21 protein-coding genes and 2 rRNA genes are annotated in these 21,881 nt (G+C 73.4%); 11 read left to right on the top strand and 12 right to left on the bottom strand.

Going from position 1 to position 21,881, the window contains the following annotated elements:
• Positions 1-55: 55 nt before the first annotated feature.
• Positions 56-598 carry a DUF309 domain-containing protein gene (locus tag GOBS_RS01020; protein WP_012946453.1) on the bottom strand — a complete coding sequence of 181 codons (543 nt, stop codon included), beginning with the start codon at positions 596-598 and terminating at the stop codon, positions 56-58.
• A gap of 161 nt (positions 599-759) precedes the next feature.
• Between GOBS_RS01020 and egtA the strand changes: the two genes are divergently transcribed.
• The 8 genes from egtA (at position 760) to egtE (ending at position 8,046) form a co-directional block, all read left to right on the top strand.
• The gene (egtA, locus tag GOBS_RS01015; protein WP_012946452.1) at positions 760-2,016 is read left to right on the top strand and encodes an ergothioneine biosynthesis glutamate--cysteine ligase EgtA; all 1,257 of its coding nucleotides are present in this window, start codon (positions 760-762) and stop codon (positions 2,014-2,016) included.
• Complete coding sequence (gene egtB / locus GOBS_RS01010) at positions 2,013-3,341, top strand: ergothioneine biosynthesis protein EgtB (RefSeq protein ID WP_012946451.1); 1,329 nt, start codon at positions 2,013-2,015, stop codon at positions 3,339-3,341. Before egtA ends, egtB begins: the two co-directional genes overlap by 4 nt.
• Before the next feature lie 2 nt (positions 3,342-3,343).
• Positions 3,344-4,033, top strand: coding sequence for an ergothioneine biosynthesis protein EgtC (egtC, locus tag GOBS_RS01005; protein WP_012946450.1), 690 nt, complete (start codon positions 3,344-3,346; stop codon positions 4,031-4,033).
• A gap of 8 nt (positions 4,034-4,041) precedes the next feature.
• Positions 4,042-5,010, top strand: a complete 969-nt coding sequence (gene egtD, locus GOBS_RS01000) for an L-histidine N(alpha)-methyltransferase (RefSeq protein ID WP_012946449.1) — start codon at positions 4,042-4,044, stop codon at positions 5,008-5,010.
• Positions 5,011-5,254: 244 nt separating this feature from the next.
• Positions 5,255-5,473, top strand: coding sequence for a hypothetical protein (locus tag GOBS_RS00995; RefSeq protein WP_012946448.1), 219 nt, complete (start codon positions 5,255-5,257; stop codon positions 5,471-5,473).
• A gap of 38 nt (positions 5,474-5,511) precedes the next feature.
• Positions 5,512-6,111: an RNA polymerase sigma factor gene (locus GOBS_RS00990; RefSeq protein WP_243697609.1), complete on the top strand. Its 600-nt coding sequence runs from the start codon at positions 5,512-5,514 to the stop codon at positions 6,109-6,111.
• Entirely contained in the window at positions 6,092-6,892 is an 801-nt protein-coding gene (locus tag GOBS_RS00985; RefSeq protein ID WP_012946446.1) for an anti-sigma factor, read from the top strand. Before GOBS_RS00990 ends, GOBS_RS00985 begins: the two co-directional genes overlap by 20 nt.
• 23 nt (positions 6,893-6,915) lie before the next feature.
• Positions 6,916-8,046: an ergothioneine biosynthesis PLP-dependent enzyme EgtE gene (gene egtE / locus GOBS_RS00980; RefSeq protein WP_012946445.1), complete on the top strand. Its 1,131-nt coding sequence runs from the start codon at positions 6,916-6,918 to the stop codon at positions 8,044-8,046.
• 109 nt (positions 8,047-8,155) lie between these two features.
• Here egtE and GOBS_RS00975 read toward each other — a convergent pair whose 3' ends face one another.
• The 9 genes from GOBS_RS00975 to GOBS_RS00935 form a co-directional block, all read right to left on the bottom strand.
• Positions 8,156-9,538, bottom strand: coding sequence for an 8-oxoguanine deaminase (locus tag GOBS_RS00975; protein WP_041241260.1), 1,383 nt, complete (start codon positions 9,536-9,538; stop codon positions 8,156-8,158).
• A gap of 36 nt (positions 9,539-9,574) precedes the next feature.
• Positions 9,575-9,871 (bottom strand): DUF4333 domain-containing protein, encoded by a 297-nt coding sequence (locus GOBS_RS00970; protein WP_166487238.1) that lies wholly within the window; start codon positions 9,869-9,871, stop codon positions 9,575-9,577.
• A gap of 10 nt (positions 9,872-9,881) precedes the next feature.
• Positions 9,882-11,033, bottom strand: a complete 1,152-nt coding sequence (gene alc, locus GOBS_RS00965) for an allantoicase (RefSeq protein WP_012946442.1) — start codon at positions 11,031-11,033, stop codon at positions 9,882-9,884.
• Positions 11,034-11,128: 95 nt separating this feature from the next.
• Positions 11,129-11,848, bottom strand: a complete 720-nt coding sequence (locus GOBS_RS00960) for an urease accessory protein UreD (protein WP_012946441.1) — start codon at positions 11,846-11,848, stop codon at positions 11,129-11,131.
• Positions 11,845-12,522 carry an urease accessory protein UreG gene (gene ureG / locus GOBS_RS00955; protein WP_012946440.1) on the bottom strand — a complete coding sequence of 226 codons (678 nt, stop codon included), beginning with the start codon at positions 12,520-12,522 and terminating at the stop codon, positions 11,845-11,847. The genes GOBS_RS00960 and ureG overlap by 4 nt, the downstream gene beginning before the upstream one ends.
• 18 nt (positions 12,523-12,540) lie before the next feature.
• Entirely contained in the window at positions 12,541-13,314 is a 774-nt protein-coding gene (locus GOBS_RS00950; RefSeq protein ID WP_012946439.1) for an urease accessory protein UreF, read from the bottom strand.
• Positions 13,314-15,035, bottom strand: a complete 1,722-nt coding sequence (locus GOBS_RS00945) for an urease subunit alpha (RefSeq protein ID WP_012946438.1) — start codon at positions 15,033-15,035, stop codon at positions 13,314-13,316. The genes GOBS_RS00950 and GOBS_RS00945 overlap by 1 nt, the downstream gene beginning before the upstream one ends.
• Positions 15,035-15,469: an urease subunit beta gene (locus GOBS_RS29910; protein ID WP_243697608.1), complete on the bottom strand. Its 435-nt coding sequence runs from the start codon at positions 15,467-15,469 to the stop codon at positions 15,035-15,037. Before GOBS_RS29910 ends, GOBS_RS00945 begins: the two co-directional genes overlap by 1 nt.
• The gene (locus GOBS_RS00935) at positions 15,466-15,768 is read right to left on the bottom strand and encodes an urease subunit gamma (protein WP_012946436.1); all 303 of its coding nucleotides are present in this window, start codon (positions 15,766-15,768) and stop codon (positions 15,466-15,468) included. Before GOBS_RS00935 ends, GOBS_RS29910 begins: the two co-directional genes overlap by 4 nt.
• A 174-nt stretch (positions 15,769-15,942) precedes the next feature.
• On the opposite strand from GOBS_RS00935, the gene GOBS_RS00930 reads away from it, so the two are divergent.
• Genes GOBS_RS00930 through GOBS_RS00920 form a run of 3 tightly spaced genes read left to right on the top strand, consistent with a single transcriptional unit; the run spans position 15,943 to position 17,926 of the window.
• On the top strand, positions 15,943-16,305 hold the full coding sequence (locus GOBS_RS00930) for a GntR family transcriptional regulator (protein ID WP_012946435.1): 363 nt from the start codon (positions 15,943-15,945) through the stop codon (positions 16,303-16,305).
• Entirely contained in the window at positions 16,302-17,228 is a 927-nt protein-coding gene (locus GOBS_RS00925) for an ABC transporter ATP-binding protein (protein WP_012946434.1), read from the top strand. The genes GOBS_RS00930 and GOBS_RS00925 overlap by 4 nt, the downstream gene beginning before the upstream one ends.
• Positions 17,225-17,926, top strand: a complete 702-nt coding sequence (locus GOBS_RS00920) for a hypothetical protein (RefSeq protein ID WP_012946433.1) — start codon at positions 17,225-17,227, stop codon at positions 17,924-17,926. The genes GOBS_RS00925 and GOBS_RS00920 overlap by 4 nt, the downstream gene beginning before the upstream one ends.
• 160 nt (positions 17,927-18,086) lie before the next feature.
• Here the strand turns inward: GOBS_RS00920 and rrf are convergent.
• Together rrf and GOBS_RS00910 are read right to left on the bottom strand one after the other, a co-directional pair.
• Positions 18,087-18,203 (bottom strand): 5S ribosomal RNA (gene rrf, locus GOBS_RS00915).
• A 132-nt stretch (positions 18,204-18,335) separates the two neighbouring features.
• A 23S ribosomal RNA gene (locus tag GOBS_RS00910) occupies positions 18,336-21,476 on the bottom strand.
• Positions 21,477-21,881: the final 405 nt, after the last annotated feature.

Here is a 21,881-nt window from a genome sequence, read left to right as displayed (position 1 = left end):
TACCCGGCCGTGGTGGCCCGGCACGCGGGCGGGTCGGTCGCGGGCAGAGCGCGTGTCACCCGAGCCCCGGGTGGCGTGGGTCAGCAGGGCCGGGACGATTGTGGGCACTCGACCAGGTCGAGGGTCGAGCGGCACGCAGGCGTGGCGCGAGCGCGGCGGCGTCGCGGGACGCCGGGGGCGAGGCCGCCAGTTCCCGTGCCCAGGCGACCAGGCCGGCGACGTCGACGCCGTGCGGCGGAGCGTCGGCGTAGGCGGCGACGTTGCCCGCACCGCGCTCCAGCAGGCTCGCCGCGCCCCGGTCGTTGCCGCGCGCCACGTGGGTCAGCCCGACGGCGAGCTGGGCCAGCCCGCGCCACAGCTGCCGCTCCTCCTCCGGCGACGACTTCCACGCGTCCTCGAGCACCTCGTGGGCGTGGAACGGCCGGCCCGCGTCCAGCAGCTGCTGGGCCTCCGTCAGCGCCCGGTCCGGCGTCCGGAGGACACCCTCCGGCGCCCGCTCCTCCCCCACGGCTCCGCGCGGCAACGGCCGCCCCAGCGCGTCGCGGGGTCGGGCGTTGCGCGCCCGGCCTGCCGGATCCCGGTCCCGATCGACATCCACCGGACGATCCTGACGCGAACACCGGTGGGGCGCCGCCGGGTTGCGTATCTGTCGGTGACCCCGTGCAGGATGGGAATCAGAGGACGGCTGCAGGACGGGCCGCCCCCGCACCGACCCGCGGTCGACGTCGACCGGTCCGGACCTGGAGGGGGGTGGGGCCCGTGGCCCCGATCACCGAGGAGCGCACGGCTGCCCTCGACCTGGACGCCGCCGCGGCGCACGTCGCCGGTGCCGCGCTGCGGGCGGGGCCGGTCGGCTCGGTCGGCCTGGAGCTGGAGGCCCACCTGGTCGACCTCGCCGCGCCCGCGACCCGCGTCCCCTGGCAGCGGATCACCGGAATCGTCGACGCGCTCCCGGCGCTGCCCGGCGGCAGCCGGGTCACCCTCGAGCCCGGCGGCCAGGTGGAGCTGTCCGGCCCGCCGTACCCGGACGTCGCCGCCGCGGTGGCGGCGTTGCGCGCCGACCGCGACGTGCTCGCCGCGGCCCTGGTTGCCGAGCGGCTGGCCGTGGCCCCGGTGGGCGCCGACCCGCTGCGGCCCCCGGCCCGGGTCTGCCCGGCCCCCCGCTACGCCGCGATGGAGGAGCACTTCGCCGCCGTCGGCTGCGCGGAGGCCGGGACGGCGATGATGGCCGGCACCGCCGCGCTGCAGGTCAACCTGGACGCCGGGCCGTGCGCCGGCTGGAGCGAGCGGGTGTCCCTGGCCCACCAGCTGGGGCCCACCCTGGTCGCCGTCGCGGCCTGCTCCCCGCTCGCCGGCGGGCGGCCGACCGGCTGGGTGTCGCAGCGGCAGCGGGTCTGGAGCGACCTCGACCAGGCCCGCTGCGGGCCGTTGCTCGGCGGCGCCGACCCGGCGGGCGAGTGGGCCGCGTACGCGCTGGCCGCGCCGGTGATGCTGGTGAGCGACCCGGACGGCGGCGGGGCGGCGCCGGTGCGCGAGCGGGTCCGCTTCGCCGACTGGGTGACCGGCGCCGTCCCGCTCGGTGGCCGGGCGCCCACGGCCGCCGACCTGGACTACCACCTGACCACGCTGTTCCCGCCGGTGCGGCCGCGCGGCTACCTGGAGATCCGCTACCTCGACGCCGCGCCCGAGCCGTGGTGGCCGGCGCTGGCCGCGGTGACGGCGGTGCTGCTCGACGACCCGGTCGCGGCCGGGCACGCCGCGGCGGCCACCGCACCGGTCGCCGGGGCCTGGGACCGCGCCGCCCGCGTCGGCCTGGCCGACCCCGCGCTGCACACCGCCGCCCGCACCTGCCTCGCCGCCGCCTGCGCCGCCGTCCCCGTCGCGCTCCGGCCGGAGGTGGAGGCGCTCGCCGACCTGGTCGACCGGGGCCGCTGCCCCGGCGACGCCCTGCTCGACACCGCCCGGGCCGGTGGCCCCACCGCCGCCCTCCTCTCCGCCACGGAGGCCTCCTCGTGACCGACCTGACCGAGACCCTCGCCCGCGACTTGGAGGCCGCCCGGCAGCGCACGCTGCGGCTGACCGACCACGACGAGCCCGAGCTGCTGCGCCAGCACACCCCGCTGCTCAGCCCGCTGGTCTGGGACCTCGCGCACATCGGCCAGCAGGAGGACCTCTGGCTGCTGCGCCGCGGCGACGCCCGCCGCGAGGGGCTGCTGCCGGCCGACGTGGAAGCGCTCTACGACGCGTTTACCCACCCCCGCGCGGTCCGCTCCCGGCTGCCGCTGCTGCCGCCGGTGGAGGCACGGTCGTTCTGCGGCGAGGTGCGCGGCCGGGTGCTCGACCGGCTGGGGCGGCTCGGCCGGGACGACGACGGCGACCCGTTCGACTTCGCGATGGTCGTCAGCCACGAGCAGCAGCACGACGAGACGATGCTGCAGGCGCTCGACCTGCGCTCCGGGCCGCCGCTGCTCGGCGCCGGGACGCCGCTGCCGCCGGGTCGGAGCGGGGTCGCCGGCACGTCGGTGCTCGTGCCCGGCGGGGAGTTCGTGCTGGGCGTGGACGCTGCCGACGAGCCGTTCTCGCTGGACAACGAGCGGCCGGCGCACGTCGTCGACGTCCCGTCGTTCCGCATCGGCCGGGTGCCGGTGACCAACGCCGAGTACGCCGGGTTCGTCGCCGACGGCGGGTACGGCGACCGGCGCTGGTGGTCCGAGCGGGGCTGGGCGCACCGGGTCGAGGCGGGGCTGGAGCGGCCGCAGTCCTGGAGCGCCGACGGCACCCGCACCCGCACCCGCTTCGGCGTCGTGGAGACGGTGCCGGGCGACGAGCCGGTCCAGCACGTCACGTACTTCGAGGCCGAGGCGTACGCGGCCTGGGCCGGGGCGACCGGAGCGGCCCCGGCCGGCGCGCGGCTGCCCACCGAGGTGGAGTGGGAGAAGGCGGCTGTCTGGGACCCGGCGACGCGGCGCCGCCGCCGCTTCCCGTGGGGCTCGGCCGAGCCGTCGTCCGCGCTGGCCAACCTCGGCGGCGACGCGCTGCGCCCGGCTCCGGTCGGCGCCTACCCGGCGGGCGCCTCGGCCTACGGCGTCGAGCAGCTGATGGGCGACGTGTGGGAGTGGACGTCCTCGGACTTCACCCCGTGGCCGGGCTTCCGGCCGATGCTCTACGCCGACTACTCCGCCCCGTTCTTCGGCGGCGACTACAAGGTGCTGCGCGGCGGCTCGTGGGCGGTGGGCGCGTCGATCCTGCGGCCCGGCTTCCGCAACTGGGACCACCCGATCCGCCGCCAGGTGTTCAGCGGCTTCCGGCTGGCCTGGTCCGTCGACGGGACGGCCGCCTGAGCGTGTGCCGCCACCTCGCCTGGCTGGGCCGCCCGCGGACGCTGTCCGCGCTGGTGACCGAGCCGCCGTCCTCGCTGCTGGTGCAGTCGTACGCGCCGCGCCGCCAGCGGTACGGCACGGTCAACGCCGACGGCTGGGGCGTGGGCTTCTTCACCCCCGGCCGGGTGCAGCCGGCGCGCTGGCGCTCGGCGCGCCCGCTGTGGGGCGATCCCTCGTTCGCCTCGGTGGCGCCGGTGGTCTCCTCCGGGTGCGTGGTGGCCGCCGTCCGCTCGGCCACCGTCGGCATGCCGCTGGAGGAGAGCGCGGCGGCGCCGTTCACCGACGGCCGGTGGCTGCTGTCGCACAACGGCCGGGTGGACCGCGCGGTGCTGCCCCCGGTGCGCGACGCCGAGTCGACCGTCGACAGCGCGCTGCTGGCGGCGCTGGTGTTCGACCGGGGGCTCGACGCACTCGGCGCCACCGTCCGCGAGGTGGGTGCGGCCGACCCCGGCGCCCGGCTGAACCTGCTCGCCGCCGACGGCACCCGCCTGCTGGCCACCACCTGGGGCGACACGCTGTCGGCGCTGGTCACCCCCGACGGCACCGCGCTGGCCAGCGAGCCGTGGGACGACGACCCGCGGTGGGCCGACGTCCCCGACCACTCCCTCGTCGAGGTCACCCCCGACGGCCTGACGCTCACCCCACTCCCCTGAGGAACCCCGTGTCGATCTCGCTGACCAGCCACCTCGCCCCCGAGGACGCCGCCGCCGCGCTGCGCGCCGACGCCCTCGCCGGGCTGACCGCCTCGCCGAAGACGCTGCCGCCCCGGTGGTTCTACGACGAGCGCGGCAGCGAGCTGTTCGACGAGATCACCCGGCTGCCGGAGTACTACCCGACCCGCGCCGAGCGGGCCGTGCTGGCCGCGCACGCCGGCGCGATCGCCGCGGCCTCGGATGCCGACGTGCTGGTCGAGCTGGGCAGCGGGACGTCGGAGAAGACCCGGCTGCTGCTGGACGCGCTGCGCGATGCCGGCACGCTGCGCCGGTTCGTGCCGTGCGACGTCGACCCGTCGGTGCTGCAGGCGGCCGGGGCGGCGATCACCGCCGAGTACCCGGGCGTGGCCGTGGACGCCGTCGTCGGCGACTTCACCCGGCACCTGGGCGAGCTGCCCCGGTCGGGACGCCGGCTGGTGGCCTTCCTGGGCTCGACCATCGGCAACCTGGAGCCGGCGGCGCGGGCGGCGTTCCTCACCGACCTGGCCGGCACGCTGCAGCCCGGGGACTCCTTCCTCCTCGGCACCGACCTGGTCAAGGACCCGGCCCGGCTGGTGCGCGCGTACGACGACGCGGCGGGGGTCACCGCGGAGTTCAACCGCAACGTGCTGCGCGTGCTGGACCGCGAGCTGGGCGCCGACTTCGACCCCGCTGCCTTCGAGCACGTCGCCGCGTGGGACGCCGAGCACGAGTGGATCGAGATGCGGCTGCGCTCGCTGACCGACCAGGTGGTGCGCGTCCCCGCACTGGACCTCGACGTCCGGTTCGCCGCCGGCGAGGAGATGCGCACCGAGGTGTCGGCGAAGTTCCGCCGTGAGCGGGTCGAGGCCGAGCTGGCCGCGGCGGGTCTGCGGATGACGCAGTGGTGGACCGACCCCGACGGCGACTTCGGCGTCTCGCTCTCGGTCCCGGCGTAGCAGGAGGACCCCCTTTCCCCCACCGCTCGCTGAGGACCCCGTCCTCCCCACCCCTCGCACGCTCGGGGCGGGACCCGGGACGGGCCAACGGGCCCCTGCAGGGGGCCACCCTCACCCTCGTCGGCCGCCAGCGCCCGGGGCGGGCGACGGGCAGTCGGGGCGCCGGGTCGCTGCATCCGGGGTGCCGTCGTCCGCGGAAGGAGGAGTGCGAGGCACGACCGGCCGACGACGGGAGGACTCCGCCATGACCTGCTCCCGCACCGCATCCGGCCTCGCCGCCGCGGCCACCCGCCGGCGGGTCGCCTCGCACGAGGTGGTCGACGAGGAGGCCTTCCCACTCGACCGCCCCTCCGCCCACCCGGGGCCGCCCCGACCCGTGCCCGTTCCGCGTGACGGACCGTTCCTCCCCGGCGTCGGCGGCTTCCAGGGGGACGTCGTGGCCGTCGCGGAGCCGGTGCGGTGACGGGGCTGCTGGAGCAGGGCACGGCTAGGGTCGGGCGGGTGGCCTCGGACGTCGAACCGCTGCGGGATCCCGATCCCGAGCCCGACGACGCCGAGGTGGGCCGCCGGTTCGCCGCCGGTGACGAGCAGGCGCTGGCCTGGGCATACGAGCGCTTCGCCGGGCAGATCCACGGGATGGCCGTGCGCGCCTTCGGACCGGGCCCGGACGCCGAGGACGTTACCCAGCAGGTGTTCGTCTCGGCCTGGACCGGCCGCGCCGGGTACCGCCCCGAGCAGGGGCCGCTGCCGGCCTGGCTGGTCGGCGTCTGCCGGCACAAGATCGCCGACACCTGGGCCCGCCGCGACCGCCAGCGCCGCGCCGCCGAGGCCGCGATCACCGAGGCCCGCTCGGCGCCGCAGACCACGGGCCCGCAGGTCGACACCGCCGTCGCCGACCGGGTGCTGCTGCTCGGCGAGCTGGAGCAACTGGGCCAGCCGCAGCGGGGCATCATCGAGCTGGCCTTCTTCGAGGACCTCACGCACACCCAGATCGCCGACCGCACCGGCCTGCCCCTCGGCACGGTCAAGTCCCACATCCGGCGCACCCTCGAACGCCTGAGGTCACGGTTGGAGGTGGACGGTGCGGCACTGCACGCCTGAGCAGCTGTCCCTGGCGGCGCTGCGCGAGCCGCTGCCCGCCGACGACACCGCCCACCTGGAGTCCTGCGCGCAGTGCCGCGAGGAGCTGGCGTCGCTGCGCCGCGGGGTCGACCTGCTCGCCGTCCCCCAGCTGGCCGCGCCGGGCGCCGCCGTCCTCCCGCCGCCGAGCGTCTGGGCGGGGATCGCCGCCGCCACCGGGGTCACCACCGCGCCCCGCGCGGAGGCGCTCGCCGCTGCCGCTCCGCCTCCGCCGGCCGCCGCCCCGCCTGCTCCCCCGGCCGCCGCCCCGCCTGCTCCGCCAGCCGCGGCACCCGAGCCCGCCCCGGCAGCCGTGGTGCCGCTGCGGACCCGCCGCTCACGGCTGCTGCTCGCCGCCGCGGCGTCCCTGGTCGTGGGCGTCGGCATCGGCGCCGGCGCGGTGGCCCTCGGCACGGGGGACGACGGCCTGGCCGTGGCCGCCGCCGCGCTGGACCCGCTCGGCGACAGCGACGCCTCCGGCGAGGCCCGGGTGGTGGAGCGGGACGACGGCTCCCGGGCGCTGGAGCTGACGCTCGACGCGGTGCCCCTCGACGAGGGCTACTACGAGGTGTGGCTGCTCGACGAGGCGGTCGCCCGGCTCGTGCCGGTCGGGGTGGTGCAGGGCGGCAGCGACGCCACGCTGGAGCTGCCGCCCGGGCTCGACCTCGGCGAGTACCCGGTGGTCGACGTCTCGGTGGAGCCGCTCGACGGCGACCCGTCCCACTCCGGGGAGTCGGTCGTCCGCGGCGTGCTGGAGAGCTGAACCGCCTCGCCTACCGTGGGTGCGTGACCGCGCTGGGATCGACCCTCGCCCACGAGGACCTCGGCGCCGTGTGGCGCTCGGCCCGGCCCCGTCCGGCGGGCCGGCACCTGGACACTGCCGCGTGCAGCCGGCAGAGCCACCGGGTGCTCGAGGCAGTCGCCCACCACGCCCGGCACGAGGCCGAGCTGGGCGGGTACGTCGCCGAGGCGACCGCCGAGGATCTGCTGCAGCAGGGCCGGTCGGTGATCGGCGGGCTCGTCGGGATGGCCGCCGCGGACGTCGTCTTCGTCGAGTCCGCGCAGGCCGCGCTGGCCGCACTGCTCGCCGGGTGGCGGCTGCCACCCGGGGCGCGGGTGGCCTGCCTGCCCGGCGAGTACGCCCCGAACGCCGCCCAGCTGCGTGCTGCCGAGCTGACGGTCGAGGCCCTGCCGGTGGACGACCTCGGGCGGGCCGACCTCGACGGCGTGGCCCGGCTGCTGGCGACCGACCCGCCGCATGCGGTGCACCTGACACACGTAGCCAGCCACCGCGGCACCGTGCAGCCGGCCGCCGAGGTCGCCGCCCTGTGCCGGGAGGCCGGGGTGCCGCTGGTGCTCGACGCCGCCCAGTCGCTGGGGCACGTCGACACCGACCTCGGCGCCGACGTCGTCTACTCGACGTCCCGCAAGTGGCTGGCCGGGCCGCGCGGGGTGGGCGTGCTGTGCGTCCGGCCCGCGGTCGCCGCCGAGCTCACCCCGCTGCTGACCGCGCCGGACGACGTCCCGCCGCTGCGCGCCTTCGAGTCCGGGGAGGCGCACGTGGCCGGCCGGGTCGGGCTGGTGCTGGCCGTCGGCGAGCACCTCGCCGCGGGGCCGCTGCGCGTGCGCGAGCGGCTGGCCGCGCTCGGCCGGGCCGGGCGCGAGGTGCTCGACGGCGCCGCCGGCTGGCGGGTGGTCGAGCCGCACGACGAGCCGACCGCCACCACGACGCTGCGCCCGCCCGACGGCGTCGACGTCGTCACCACCCGGGCCCGGCTGCTGGCCGAGCAGGGCATCGTCACCACCGCGATCGGGACGCAGCGGGCGCCGGGCGAGATGACCGGGCCGGTGCTGCGCGTCTCGCCGCACCTGGACGCCACGCTCGACGACCTCGAGGCCCTCGCCGCCGCCCTCTGAGGAAGGACCCCGTCCTCCTCACCGTGGAAGGACCCCGTCCTCCCCACCCTTCGCAAGCTCAGGGCGGTGCCCGGGACGGAGCCGCGGCGAGCCTCTGGACGGGGCCACCTCAGACGGCCGCCTGGATCCACGCGGACACCCGGCGGTGGACGGCGAGCTGCTCATCCAGGCCGGGGTGCACCGGGACGCCGTCCTCGACCACGGACCGCCCGGCGACGACGGTGTGGCGGGCCGCGACCGGGCCGCACCGCAGCCACGCCTCCACCGGGTCGGACAGCGCGCCGGCGAACGCCGGGCCCTCCAGCGACCAAACCGCGAGGTCCCCACACGCGCCCACCGACAGCTCACCGATCTCACCGGTGCGCCCGAGGCAGGCCGCGCCGCCGCGGGTGGCCATCTCCAACGCGTCGCGGGCCGACATCGCGCCCGCGCCATGCCGCAGCTTGCCCTGCAGCATCGCCGTCCGGGCCTCCAGCCACAGCGACGCGGAGTCCGCCGACGACGACCCGTCCACGCCGAGCCCGACCGGCGCCCCGGCCGCCCGCAGCTCGGCCACCGGCGCCAGCCCGCTGCCCAGCACCATGTTGGACGACGGGCAGTGCGCCGCCCCGACCCGCGCCGCGCCCAGCCGGGCCACCTCGTCGGCCGAGGGCCACACCACGTGCGCCAGCCACACCCGGTCGGACAGCCAGCCGACGTCGGCGAGGTGGTCGACCGGGCGGCGGCCGAAGGTGGCCAGGCAGAAGGCGTCCTCGTCCCGCGTCTCGCACAGGTGCGTGTGCAGCCGGACGTCGAGGTCCTCGGCGAGCTCCGCGGTGCGGCGCATGAGGGCCGGCGAGACGCTGAACGGCGAGCAGGGCGCGAGCGCGATGCGGGTCATCGCGTGCGGCGAGCGGTCGTGGTGGGCGTCCACCAGGCGCTTGGAGTCGGCGAGGATGTCGTCGTCGTCCTGGACGACGGAGGCCGGGGGCAGGCCGCCGTCCTCGACCGACAGCGACATCGAGCCCCGGGTCGGGGAGAAGCGCACACCGAGCTCGCGGGCGGCGGCGACCTCCGCGGAGATCAGGTCGCCGCCGCCGCGCGGGTGCACGTAGAGGTGGTCGGTCGAGGTGGTGCAGCCCGACAGCGCCAGCTCGGTGAGCCCGACGTAGGCGCTGACGAAGGCGGCCTCCTCGTCCAGCCGCGCCCACAGCGGGTAGAGGGTGACCAGCCATTCGAACAGGCCGCCGGTCAGCGCGGGGGCGAAGGCACGGGTGAGGTTCTGGTACAGGTGGTGGTGGGTGTTCACCAGCCCCGGCGTCACCAGGCAGCCGCGCGCGTCGACCCTGCGGACGGCGGCGGGCGCGGGGTCGCCCGGGCCGCCCACCCCGGTCACCACCCCGTCGGTGACCGCCACCCAGCCGCCCGGGATCTCGCGTCGGCCGTCGTCGACGGTGGCCAGCAGCTCGGCGTCGTGCACCAGCAGGTCAGCGGGGGTCCTCACGCACCGCATCCTGCCCACCGCATGTGACGGCGGCGTGACGACGGCTCAGTCGACCGGCGCGATGTCGAACTCGGCGGCGCCGTCCTCGACCGAGGTCACGGTGATCCGCAGCACGACCTCCTCGCCGGTGTCGATCTCGGTGGCGGTGCACTCGGTGGTCGCGTCCACCTCGGCGTCGAGGTCGCCGGGGCAGGAGACGCCGGCCGCCACGCCGAACCGGGACTCCAGCGTGCCGGCCACCTGGGTCTCCAGCTCGTCCTGCCCGATCGACGAGCTGCACGCGGTCAGGCCGATGGCCAGGACAGGGACGGCGGCGAGCACGCGGAGACGGCGAGGTGGCACGCGGCCGACCCTAGCGACGTCCTCCCGCGTCCTGGACCGTTCCGTTCCCAGGGCCGAGGACCAGCCGGGCCACCGCCGGGGGCAGGTCCGCGCCGAGCGGGCGGGCACCGACCAGCCGGCCGGCCTCGGCCGGCGCCACCCCCGCCGACTGCAGGACCTCCAGCGCCTGGACGTCGGGCAGCGCGTCGAACCAGCGCCGCCCCAGCGCCTCCCGGCCGGCGGCGGTCGGCCGGCCCCACAGCCGCAGCCGGGCCATGCCGCCGTCGGGGAGGACGTCCAGCCGTACCCGGTCCACCGCCGGCCCACCCTCGAGGACGAAGCGGTGCCGGGTGTCGGACTGCAGCCGGGTCCGGGGCAGGACGACGACCTCGCCGTCCGGGCCGCTGCCGGTGAGGGACGCCGAACCGGGCGCGTTGCCGAGGAACCACGAGGTGTCCAGCTCGGCCAGGGTCACGACGCCCTCGCAGGCCAGGGTGAGCTGCACCCAGTCGTTGCCCTCGCCGCGCCGCCGCCGGGTCTCCCACCCCTCGCCCATCGACCGGGCCAGGCCGGGGGACACCAGCTGCACCGGGCGGCCGTAGAACTCGTCGCTCACCCCGGTCACCCGCCCGCCGTTCTCCAGCGCGGCGAGGTCGAACGGGCCCGCGTCGACCAGGCGTGGGTCGGGGACCGCGGTGCCGTGCACCCGCAGCCGCGCCACCCCGCCGTCGGGGGAGATGGTCAGCCGCACGTGGGTGACCCGCCGGGTCGAGTCGACCGGGAAGGTGTTGGCGCTGTCACCGGCGAGGTCCGACAGCGGCACCAGCGGCTGCCAGTCGGCGCGCTCCAGCTCGGCGACGGTGGGGTGGCCCTCGACCGAGGCCCCCTCGAGGGATGCCTGAGCAGGGTGGTTGCCGGTGAAGTGCGCGGTGTCGACGACGACCGCCGCGACGACGCCCGGCACGCCGAGCCGGACGATCGCCCAGTCCGACCCCGGGGAGCGGCGGCGCCGGGTCTCCCAGCCGTCGTACTCCTTGCCGCGGTGGCCGAAACCGGGCAGCGCCTGCGGCGGGTGCGGCAGCACGAGGTTCTCCTTCGCGGCGAAGAACTCGTCGTTCGCCGCCAGCACCGCCCCGCCCAGCGCGCGGCTGGCCAGGTCGGGCAGTCGGGTGGGGTCGCTCATCGGGTTCCTCGCCGGGGTCTCAGGGGTGGCGCGGGGTCACTCTGGCACGCGGTGGGTAGGGCAGCCGGTGTCCGAGCGGGCGCGGACCACGAGCGTCACGCCGTCTCCTGCCCGGGCGCGGTCAGGGCGGCCAGCGCGCCGGTCACCCGGTGCAGCTCGGCACCCCACGCGGTCGCCGTCCAGCCGCCGGGCAGCGGGAGCCGGACGGCGTCCTCCCCCGTGGCGACCGGCTGCTGGGGCGGGTGGGCGCCGGCGTCCAGGTGCACGGTGGATGCGTACGCCCGCGGGGCCACCGGCGGCAACCAGGCCGGCGCGCCCGGCCCGAGGTCGACCGTGGTGTGCAGCAGCGGCCGGCCCTCGCGGAGGACCCGGGTGGTGCCGGTCCAGCGGCCGGGCTCCTCGCCGCGCCGCCCGAGCAGCACCTGCTCGGCGCTGGTCAGCACCGCGGCCGGCCCCAGCTCGGCCTCGAGCTCGGCGACGTGCCGGGCGCGCGCCGCGACGACGGTCGGCTCTGGCGCCAGGTCCAGCTCGCCGGCGACGGTGGCGTGCACGCGCTGCACCGACGGCTCGGCGATGCTGCGCGAGGGCAACGCGACCGCCGCCGCCACCGAGCGCACGCGCAGCCGCGCGCCTTCCTCGACGACCAGCCGGATCCTCGCGTCGTCGCCGCCGAGCGGGCCGAAGGCGGTGGCGACCAGGTGCACCGTCGCCGGGCCGGTCCGGCGGACGGCGTACTGCCCGCCCCCGCGCACCACCGGGAGCACGGTGCGCCCGCCGGGCCCGCGGCAGGCGACGACCTCGACGAGGGTCCTCACGCTTCCTGCAGCGCCCGGGCCCGCACCTGCTCCCGCACCCAGTCGGCCACCGCCGCGGCGCTCGGGTCCTCGCGCAGCGAGACCAGCAGCGTCGGCTTGCCCCCGCGCACCGCGTCCGCGTCCCGGCGCATGACGCCGAGGTCGGCGCCGACCAGCGCGGCGAGGTCGGTCTTGTTCACCACCAGCAGGTCAGCGGCGGTGACGCCCGGCCCGCCCTTGCGCGGCACCTTGTCCCCGCCCGCGACGTCGACGACGAACACCTGCACGTCGACCAGGCCGTAGCTGAAGCTGGCCGTCAGGTTGTCCCCGCCGGACTCGACGAGCACCAGCTCCAGCCCCGGGTGCCGCCACTCGAGCAGCTCCACGGCGTCGAGGTTGGCTGTGATGTCGTCGCGGATCGCGGTGTGCGGGCAGCAGCCGGTCTGCACCGCCTCGATCCGGTCGTCGGGGAGGACGGCGTTGCGGCGCAGGAAGTCGGCGTCCTCGGTCGTGTAGATGTCGTTGGTCACCACGGCGAGGTCGTACTCGCCGCCGAGCGTGCGGCACAGCGCGGCGGCCAGCGCCGTCTTGCCGGAGCCGACCGGCCCGCCGAGGCCCACGCGCAGCGGCCCGCCGGAGCGGTGCCCGTGCTCGTGCGGGTCGACGTAGTCGTCCAGGTTGTGGTCAGGCGGCATGTGGACTCCCGGTGGCGTTCATGAGGCGAAGAAGCGGTCCTTGCGTGCGGCGTGCACCTCGGCGAGCAGGTCGAGGAGCGGGTCGGCGTCTGCCGGCAGGCCGGCCTCGACCGCGGCGACGGCCACGGCGTCGACCGCGCGGGCCAGCCGGGCGGTGACGGCGGCGACGGTGAGCGGGTCCATCGCCAGCAGCCGCTGGGCGGCGGTGGCCGGGCCGCTGATCGACAGGTAGGCGGCCGCCGCGGCAGCGTCGGACGGGGCCAGCCCGGCCGCCGTCCCAGCGACGCCCATCGCGACCGGGTGGTGCGGCCGGTCGGGCAGCGCGTCCCACACCGGTGACGGCCAGGCCCGCCGCCCCACCCGCACCAGCCCGCGCCCCTGCTGCCGGGACGCCGCGCGCAGCGCCGGGGACGGCGTCCGCGCATCGGCCTCGGCGTCGAGGTCCAGGAGCGCAGCGACGAGCGACGACGAGGCGGGTGCCGCAGTCTCCCGCGAGGAGCAGGAGGACCCCGTCCTCCCCACCACCCGCAGGCCCGGGACGGGGGCGGCGCTCTCGGCAGCGGGGGACGGCACCTGGCCGCGGTGTCGTCCGGAGGACGACACTGTCGTGGCGGCGGCCGCGAGCCCGGCCGCGACCACCCCCGCGGTGTGCAGGCGGCGCAGGAGGAAGGTCGTCAGGGATCCCGGGTCGTGCACCACCCCGGCGGCGACCGCCTGTTCCACGCCACCGGAGTGCGTGTGCCCGCCGGCCGGCAGCCGCGAGTCGGCGAGGGTGAGCAGCGCAGCCGTCATCAGAAGAGGAAGTAGCGCTGGGCCATCGGCAGCTCGCGCACCGGCTCGGGCTCCCACACCTCGCCGTCCACCCGCACGGTGAAGGTGTCGGGGTCGACCCGGATGTCGGGCAGCGCGGTGTTCTCCGGCATGTCAGCCTTGGCGAGCCGGGTGGTGTCGGTGACCGCGACCAGCCGGCGGTCGACGCCGAGCCGGTCGGCCAGCCCCGCCTCGACCGCCGCGGGGGCGACGAAGTGCAGCGCCGTCCGGGCCGGCACCCGCCCGTACGCGCCGAACATCGGCCGGGGCAGCTGCGGCTGCGGGGTGGGGATGGAGGCGTTGGCGTCACCCATCTGCGCCCAGGCGATCACCCCGCCCTTGAGCACGGCGTGCGGGCGGACGCCGAAGAACCGCGGGTCCCACAGCACCAGGTCGGCCAGCTTGCCCGGCTCCACCGAGCCGACCTCGCCGTCGATCCCGTGCGCCACGGCCGGGCAGATCGTGTACTTGGCGACGTACCGGCGGGCCCGCAGGTTGTCCGCCGCACCGTCCCCGGCCAGCGACCCCCGTTTGCGCTTCATCACGTGCGCGGTCTGCCAGGTCCGCAGCACGACCTCACCGACCCGGCCCATCGCCTGCGCGTCGGAGCCGATCATCGAGATGGCCCCGACGTCGTGCAACAGGTCCTCGGCGGCGATCGTCGTCGGCCGGATCCGGCTCTCGGCGAAGGCCAGGTCCTCGGGCACCGACGAGTCGAGGTGGTGGCAGACCATGAGCATGTCGAGGTGCTCGTCGAGGGTGTTGACCGTGTGCGGCCGCGTCGGGTTGGTGCTGCTCGGTAGCACGTTCGGGTGCCCGGCGACGGTGATGATGTCCGGCGCGTGACCACCCCCGGCCCCCTCGGTGTGGTACGCGTGGATGCTCCGGCCGGCGATGGCGGCCAGGGTGTCCTCGATGAAGCCGGCCTCGTTGAGCGTGTCCGAGTGCAGGGCCACCGGGACGCCGTTGCGCCCGGCCACGGTGAGGCAGGCGTCGATGGCGGCCGGCGTGGACCCCCAGTCCTCGTGCAGCTTGAACCCGCTGGCGCCGCCACGGAGCTGCTCCTCCATCGACTCCTGCGAGACGGTGTTGCCCTTGCCCAGCAGCGCGACGTTGACCGGCCACGGGTCCATCGCCTCGAGCATGCGGGCCAGGTACCAGTCGCCCGGGGTGATCGTGGTGGCCTTGGACCCCTCCGCCGGACCGGTGCCGCCGCCGATCAGCGTGGTGACGCCCGAGCCCAGCGCCGTGGGGACGATCTGCGGGCAGATGAAGTGCACGTGGCAGTCGATGCCGCCGGCGGTGAGGATGCGGCCGTTCCCGGCGAGCACCTCGGTGCCCGGGCCGATGACCAGGCCGGGGTGGACGCCGTCCATCGTGTCGGGGTTGCCCGCCTTGCCGAGCGCCACGATCCGGCCGTCCCGGATGCCGACGTCGGCCTTGACGACCCCCCAGTGGTCGAGGACGACCGCACCGGTGATCACCAGGTCGGGCGCGCCCTCGGCGCGGGTGGCCCGGCCCTGCCCCATCGACTCGCGGATCACCTTGCCGCCGCCGAAGACCGCCTCCTCGCCGGCCCGGCCGGGGCCGCCGCAGCGGTCCTCCTCCACCTCGATGAGCAGGTCGGTGTCGGCCAGCCGGACGCGGTCGCCGACCGTCGGGCCGTAGAGCTGCGCGTAGCGCTCGCGGGACAGCAGCACCATCAGCCGAGCCCTCCCCCTGCGGTCAGGCCCTGTCCACTCGCCGGACTCCGCGCCCCGGTCCGCTCATCGCTCGTTCCTCGCTGCGGAGCTCCCCGGGCTGTCGTCAGGCCGGGCACGACGCGCGCGCCGGCCAACGGCACCAGCGTCACGGTCCGCGTGATCCCCGGCTCGAAGCGGACGGCGGTGCCCGCGGCGATGTCGAGGCGGTGACCGTGCGCGGCGCCGCGGTCGAACTCCAGCGCCCGGTTGGCCTGCGGGAAGTGGAAGTGCGAGCCGACCTGGACCGGGCGGTCGCCGGCGTTGGTCACCTCCACCTCGACCCGCGGGGCGCCCGGCAGCGTCTCGACGACGCCCTCCGCCGGGATGACCTCGCCGGGGACCACGGACTCCCTGCGCACGGGCCCCGCCGGCAGTACCCGCTCGCCGGCGCTCACGGGATGGGGTGGTGGACGGTCACCAGCTTGGTCCCGTCCGGGAAGGTCGCCTCCACCTGCACCTCCTCCAGCAGCGCAGGGACGCCGTCCATGACGTCGTCCCGGGTCAGGACCGTGCGACCGGACTGCATCAGCTCGGCCACCAGCACACCGTCCCGTGCGCCCTCGAGGACGTGGTCGGTGACGATCGCCGTCGCCTCCGGGAGGTTGAGCCGCAGTCCCCGTGCCCGCCGCCGACGGGCGAGCTCGGCGGCGTAGGAGAGCAACAGCCGTTCCTGCTCGTGCGGGGACAGGTGCACGCGGGAGACCTCCGGACGTCGGCGGAGCCCGGACGGTAGCGAGTTCGTGTGACAGCGACGTTGCGCGACGGAGGACGGCAGGGCTTGCTTCCGCGAGACGCCAACCTCTACGGTTCATTACATGAGTAACGAACCCAGGAACCACGAGGCTCCTGGTCCCGGCGGGCACGCGCCGTGAACGAGGACGCCGGCCCGATCTTCCGGCAGGTGGCCGCCGACATCGAGAACGCGATCGTCGACGGCTCCCTGGTGGAGGAGACCCAGGCCCCCTCCACCAACGAGCTGGCCGCCTTCCACCGCATCAACCCCGCGACCGCCGCCAAGGGACTGAACCAGCTGGTCGCCGACGGGGTCCTCTACAAGAGAAGAGGAGTCGGGATGTTCGTCGCCACCGGCGCCCGCGAACAGCTGCTCAAGCGCCGGCGCAGCGAGTTCGCCGACCAGTACGTCAGTCCCCTGATGGCCGAGGCCCGCAAGCTCGGGATCCCCGTCCACGAGCTCACCGCCATGATCGGCAACTGGGAGGAGCAGCGATGACCCCGCCCACCACCGCGGCGGCCACCGTCCGCGACGTCACGATGCGGTTCCGGGGGCACACCGCCCTGGACGGCGTCAGCACGGTGATCGAACGCGACAGCATCACCGGGCTGGTCGGCCGCAACGGGGCCGGCAAGACGACGCTCATGCAGCTGCTCACCGGTCACCGCGTGCCGACCAGCGGCTCGGTCGAGGTCCTCGGTGGCGCCCCCTACGAGAACGACGGCGTCCTCTCCCGGATCTGCTTCGTCAAGGAGGGGCAGCGCTACCCCGACCACTTCCGGGTCCGCGACGCCCTCGACGCGGCGGCCCTGGTCTACCCGGACTGGAACGCCGGCCTCGCTGCCGAGCTGCTGCGCGACTTCGACCTGCCGGCCAAGCGGTCGGTCAAGAAGCTCTCCCGCGGCATGACCTCCGCCGTCGGCATCGTCATCGGCCTGGCCTCCCGGGCACCGATCACGCTGTTCGACGAGCCCTACCTGGGCCTGGACGCCGTCGCGCGGCAGCTGTTCTACGACCGGCTGCTGGCCGACTACGCCGAGCACCCGCGCACGGTGGTGCTGTCCACCCACCTGATCGAGGAGATCGCGGCCCTGCTCGAGCGGGTCCTGCTCATCGACCGCGGCCGGGTCCTGCTCGACGCGGATGCCGAATCGCTGCGCGGCAGTGCGGTCACCGTGACCGGACCGAGCGACCGGGTCGCGGCCTTCGCCGGCCGGCACGAGCTGCTGCACACCGAGTCCCTCGCCGGGCAGAGCCGTTCCGTCGTCCGGCTGACCGGCGGCTCCGCCGGAGGCGACGCCGCCGACGCCGGGCTGGCCTGGGAGCCGGTGACCCTCCAGCAGCTCGTCGTGGCCATGAGCCTGCGGACGTCCCGACCCGAGTCCTCCACCAGTACCGACCTCGAGGAGGTCTCCCGATGAACCGCGTCCTGGCCGCGGCCCGTCTGCAGCTGGTGCACCCGATGGCCATCCTGGGCGTGCCGTGGATGGTCGGGGCGCTCAGCTTCGCCATCAACTGGGCCGTCTGGCGGATCGTCGACATCCGCTCCCTCCAGGGGGAGGACGGCTTCACCGGCGGCGTCCTGGCCCTGTACATCACCGTGCTCATCGTCTTCGTCCAGGCGGTGACGCAGCTGATGCCGTTCGCGATGGGCATCAGCCTCAGCCGGCGCAGCTACTTCCTCGGCACCTGCCTGGTAGGCGTCGGCATGGCCCTCGGCTTCGGCACCCTCCTGGCGGTCCTGGACGCCGTCGAGGCGGCAACGGGTGGCTGGGGCGTGGGCCTGCAGTTCTGGACGCCACCTCCGGTGGACGTCGACGGCTTCCTTCCCCAGGTCGCGGTCTCGGGCGCCCCCATGCTGGCGCTCATCGCGGCGGGCGTGGGCATGGGCGTGGTGACCAAGCGCTGGGGCCCGAGCGCGGTGTGGGGCCTCATCATCGGTGGCCTCGTCGTCCTGGGTGGCGCTGCCGTCCTCGTCACCTGGATGCGTGCGTGGACGGACGTCGGTCGCTGGCTCATCGACCAGTCGGTGATGACCCTCGCCGTCGGCCTGCCGCTGGCTCTGGCAGCCGCCCTGGGTCTGCTCGCCTTCGCCGGCATCCGCCGCGTCGTCCCCTGACGCAGAAGCCGCACTCCGGCCATCAGGCCCCGGTTCCGTCACCACGGATCCGGGGCCTGGTGTCTGGACGGGTGGATCCGATACGGGCGCCGGGACCCGCCCGAGGCAGACGTGCATGAAGGGCCCTCACCGGGAGGTGAGGGCCCTTCATGGAGTGGTTGTCCGGCGGTGTCCTACTCTCCCACCCCGTCTCCAGGGCAGTACCATCGGCGCTGAGAGGCTTAGCTTCCGGGTTCGGAATGGGACCGGGCGTTTCCCTCTCGCCATGACCGCCGTAACACTGTGAACGAGACAAACCAGGCGTGTTCCCCGGTTGGTGCGTTCAGAACCGCACAGTGGACGCGTTGGATGTCACGCATTGCTCTTCGACCGCATTCCCGCACACGCGTGTGGGGGTGGTGGTGGTCGTGTGGTCAAGCCCTCGGCCTGTTAGTACCGGTCAGCTCCACACCTCGCGGTGCTTCCACCTCCGGCCTATCAACCCGCTGGTCTGGGCGGGGGCCTTACCCCATTGACTGGGTGAGAGACCTCATCTTGAAGCGAGCTTCCCGCTTAGATGCTTTCAGCGGTTATCCCTGCCGAACGTAGCCAACCAGCAGTGCACCTGGCGGTACAACTGGCACACCAGAGGTTCGTCCGTCCCGGTCCTCTCGTACTAGGGACAGCTCTTCGCAAGTCTCTTACGCGCGCGGCGGATAGGGACCGAACTGTCTCACGACGTTCTAAACCCAGCTCGCGTACCGCTTTAATGGGCGAACAGCCCAACCCTTGGGACCTACTCCAGCCCCAGGATGCGACGAGCCGACATCGAGGTGCCAAACCATCCCGTCGATATGGACTCTTGGGGAAGATCAGCCTGTTATCCCCGGGGTACCTTTTATCCGTTGAGCGACACCGCTTCCACATGCCGGTGCCGGGTCACTAGTCCCAGCTTTCGCTCCTGCTCGACCCGTCGGTCTCACAGTCAAGCTCCCTTGTGCACTTGCACTCGACACCTGATTGCCAACCAGGCTGAGGGAACCTTTGGGCGCCTCCGTTACATTTTGGGAGGCAACCGCCCCAGTTAAACTACCCACCTGACACTGTTCCTGATCCGGATCACGGACCGAGGTTAGACATCCAATTCGACCAGAGTGGTATTTCAACGGCGACTCCACGAACACTGGCGTGCTCGCTTCACAGTCTCCCACCTATCCTACACAAGCCGAACCGAACACCAATATCAAGCTGTAGTGAAGGTCCCGGGGTCTTTCCGTCCTGCCGCGCGTAACGAGCATCTTTACTCGTAGTGCAATTTCGCCGAGCCTGTGGTTGAGACAGCTGAGAAGTCGTTACGCCATTCGTGCAGGTCGGAACTTACCCGACAAGGAATTTCGCTACCTTAGGATGGTTATAGTTACCACCGCCGTTTACTGGCGCTTGAGTTCTGAGCTTCGCACACCCGAAGGCGCACTAACCCGTCCCCTTAACGTTCCAGCACCGGGCAGGCGTCAGTCCGTATACATCGTCTTACGACTTCGCACGGACCTGTGTTTTTAGTAAACAGTCGCTTCTCACTGGTCTCTGCGACCCCCCTCCGCTGCCCCAGGCACGCTGGTTGACGGGAAGGGGTCCCCCTTCTCCCGAAGTTACGGGGGCATTTTGCCGAGTTCCTTAACCACAGTTCGCTCGATCGCCTCGGTATTCTCTACCTGACCACCTGAGTTGGTTTGGGGTACGGGCCGCTCGGAACTCGCTAGAGGCTTTTCTCGGCAGCATAGGATCATCCCATTCACCGCAATCGGCTATGCGTCAGGCCTCACCCTGAATGCGCCACGGATTTGCCTATGGCGCGGGCCACACCCTTGCACCGGTACTACCACTCACCGGTAGGACTACCTTCCTGCGTCACCCCATCGCTTGCCTACTACCAGTCCGGATCCCGCGCTAGTCCCCGCATCCGATCCTCGAAAGAACCAGACCGCGGGTGTTCGGGCGGTTAGCATCGCTGGGTTCAGCATGGGCGTTCCTTCGCGGGTACGGGAATATCAACCCGTTGTCCATCGACTACGCCTGTCGGCCTCGCCTTAGGTCCCGACTCACCCTGGGCGGATTAGCCTGGCCCAGGAACCCTTGGTCTTCCGGCGGGGGAGGTTCTCACTCCCCTCTCGCTACTCATGCCTGCATTCTCACTCGCGTGGCGTCCACGGCTGGATTCCTCCGCCGCTTCACCCGCCACACGACGCTCCCCTACCCACCCCAGCCCCTGGCCGGCGCCTCGAAAGGCGACGACGGGGACGTGCTGGAGTGCCACGGCTTCGGCGGTGTGCTTGAGCCCCGCTACATTGTCGGCGCGGAACCACTTGACCAGTGAGCTATTACGCACTCTTTCAAGGATGGCTGCTTCTAAGCCAACCTCCTGGTTGTCTCTGCGATCCCACATCCTTTTCCACTTAGCACACGCTTAGGGGCCTTAGCCGATGATCTGGGCTGTTTCCCTCTCGACTACGAACCTTATCGCCCGCAGTCTCACTGCCGCGCTCTCACTTACCGGCATTCGGAGTTTGGTTGACGTCAGTAACCTTGTGGGGCCCATCAGCCATCCAGTGCTCTACCTCCGGCAAGAAACACGCGACGCTGCACCTAAATGCATTTCGGGGAGAACCAGCTATCACCGAGTTTGATTGGCCTTTCACCCCTACCCACAGCTCATCCCCCAGGTTTTCAACCCTGGTGGGTTCGGTCCTCCACGCGGTCTTACCCGCGCTTCAACCTGGCCATGGGTAGATCACTCGGCTTCGGGTCTAGAGCACGCGACTGACTCGCCCTGTTCGGACTCGCTTTCGCTACGGCTACCCCCCACGGGTTAACCTCGCCACGTACCACTAACTCGCAGGCTCATTCTTCAAAAGGCACGCAATCACCGTCACCCGAAGGTGATCAGGCTCTCACGGCTTGTAGGCACACGGTTTCAGGTACTATTTCACTCCCCTCCCGGGGTACTTTTCACCTTTCCCTCACGGTACTCGTCCGCTATCGGTCACCAGGGAGTATTCAGGCTTAGCGGGTGGTCCCGCCAGATTCACACCGAATTCCACGGGCTCGGTGCTACTTGGGAAACACGTTCGGGAGGTGCAGCGTTTTCGTGTACGGGGCTCTCACCCTCTACGGCGACCCCTTCCAGAGGCCTTCCACTAACGACAGCACTTTCTCACTCCCCGCAGGTGCGGCAGCACCTGCAGAACGGTCCCACGACCCCGCTCCCACAACCCCTGCCGGGTATCACATGGAAACGGTTTAGCCTCATCCGCTTTCGCTCGCCACTACTCACGGAATCACGGTTGTTTTCTCTTCCTGTGGGTACTGAGATGTTTCACTTCCCCACGTTCCCTCCACACGCCCTATGTGTTCAGGCGCGGGTCACACCACATGACTGGTGCGGGGTTCCCCCATTCGGACATCCTCGGATCAACGCTCGGTTGGCAGCTCCCCGAGGCTTATCGCAGCCTCCTACGTCCTTCATCGGCTCCTGGTGCCCAGGCATCCACCGTGTGCCCTTAACAACTTGGCCACACAACTACAACAAACCCCACGCCCAACACCTGCCACGCACCGCCTCCCCGGAAGGGAAAGACACCACGTGACCGGCGCTCGCGCGCGGGCCTGCAATCAAAGAAGATGCTCGCGTCCACTGTGCAGTTCTCAACGACCAACCGGCCACCATCCGGCACCCGCCCCGCCAAACCCCACCGACCCCATCCCCGCACAGGGGAGGAGACGGCGGGTGGTACGAGGACCCGGACGGCCCCGACCGAGACAACCACCCCCCACCGGCGAACGATTCCCGTCCACCCCGGGGGGCCCGCTCCCTCAGGACCCAACAGCGTGCCTACCACCGGTCATCCCCGCCGCCACCCCGTTCCCCACGAGCCCCCGAAAGGACCCGCCGTACTAGAAGCGGCAGCCAGGCTGCCGG

This window comes from Geodermatophilus obscurus DSM 43160, from assembly GCF_000025345.1.
In the GTDB taxonomy this organism is placed as follows: domain Bacteria; phylum Actinomycetota; class Actinomycetes; order Mycobacteriales; family Geodermatophilaceae; genus Geodermatophilus; species Geodermatophilus obscurus.
The sequence above is the reverse complement of the archived record's forward strand: the minus strand, read 5'-3'. Positions and strand labels throughout refer to the sequence as shown.

Bases quoted from the DNA above. Each gene is read 5' to 3' on its own strand.
- GOBS_RS00995 (WP_012946448.1), top strand. From the start codon at position 5,255: ATGACCTGCTCCCGCACCGCATCCGGCCTCGCCGCCGCGGCCACCCGC.
- GOBS_RS00975 (WP_041241260.1), bottom strand. From the start codon at position 9,538: ATGCGGTGCGTGAGGACCCCCGCTGACCTGCTGGTGCACGACGCCGAG.
- alc (WP_012946442.1), bottom strand. From the start codon at position 11,033: ATGAGCGACCCCACCCGACTGCCCGACCTGGCCAGCCGCGCGCTGGGC.
- ureG (WP_012946440.1), bottom strand. From the start codon at position 12,522: ATGCCGCCTGACCACAACCTGGACGACTACGTCGACCCGCACGAGCAC.
- GOBS_RS00950 (WP_012946439.1), bottom strand. From the start codon at position 13,314: ATGACGGCTGCGCTGCTCACCCTCGCCGACTCGCGGCTGCCGGCCGGC.
- GOBS_RS00945 (WP_012946438.1), bottom strand. From the start codon at position 15,035: ATGGTGCTGCTGTCCCGCGAGCGCTACGCGCAGCTCTACGGCCCGACG.
- GOBS_RS00925 (WP_012946434.1), top strand. From the start codon at position 16,302: ATGACCCCGCCCACCACCGCGGCGGCCACCGTCCGCGACGTCACGATG.
- GOBS_RS00920 (WP_012946433.1), top strand. From the start codon at position 17,225: ATGAACCGCGTCCTGGCCGCGGCCCGTCTGCAGCTGGTGCACCCGATG.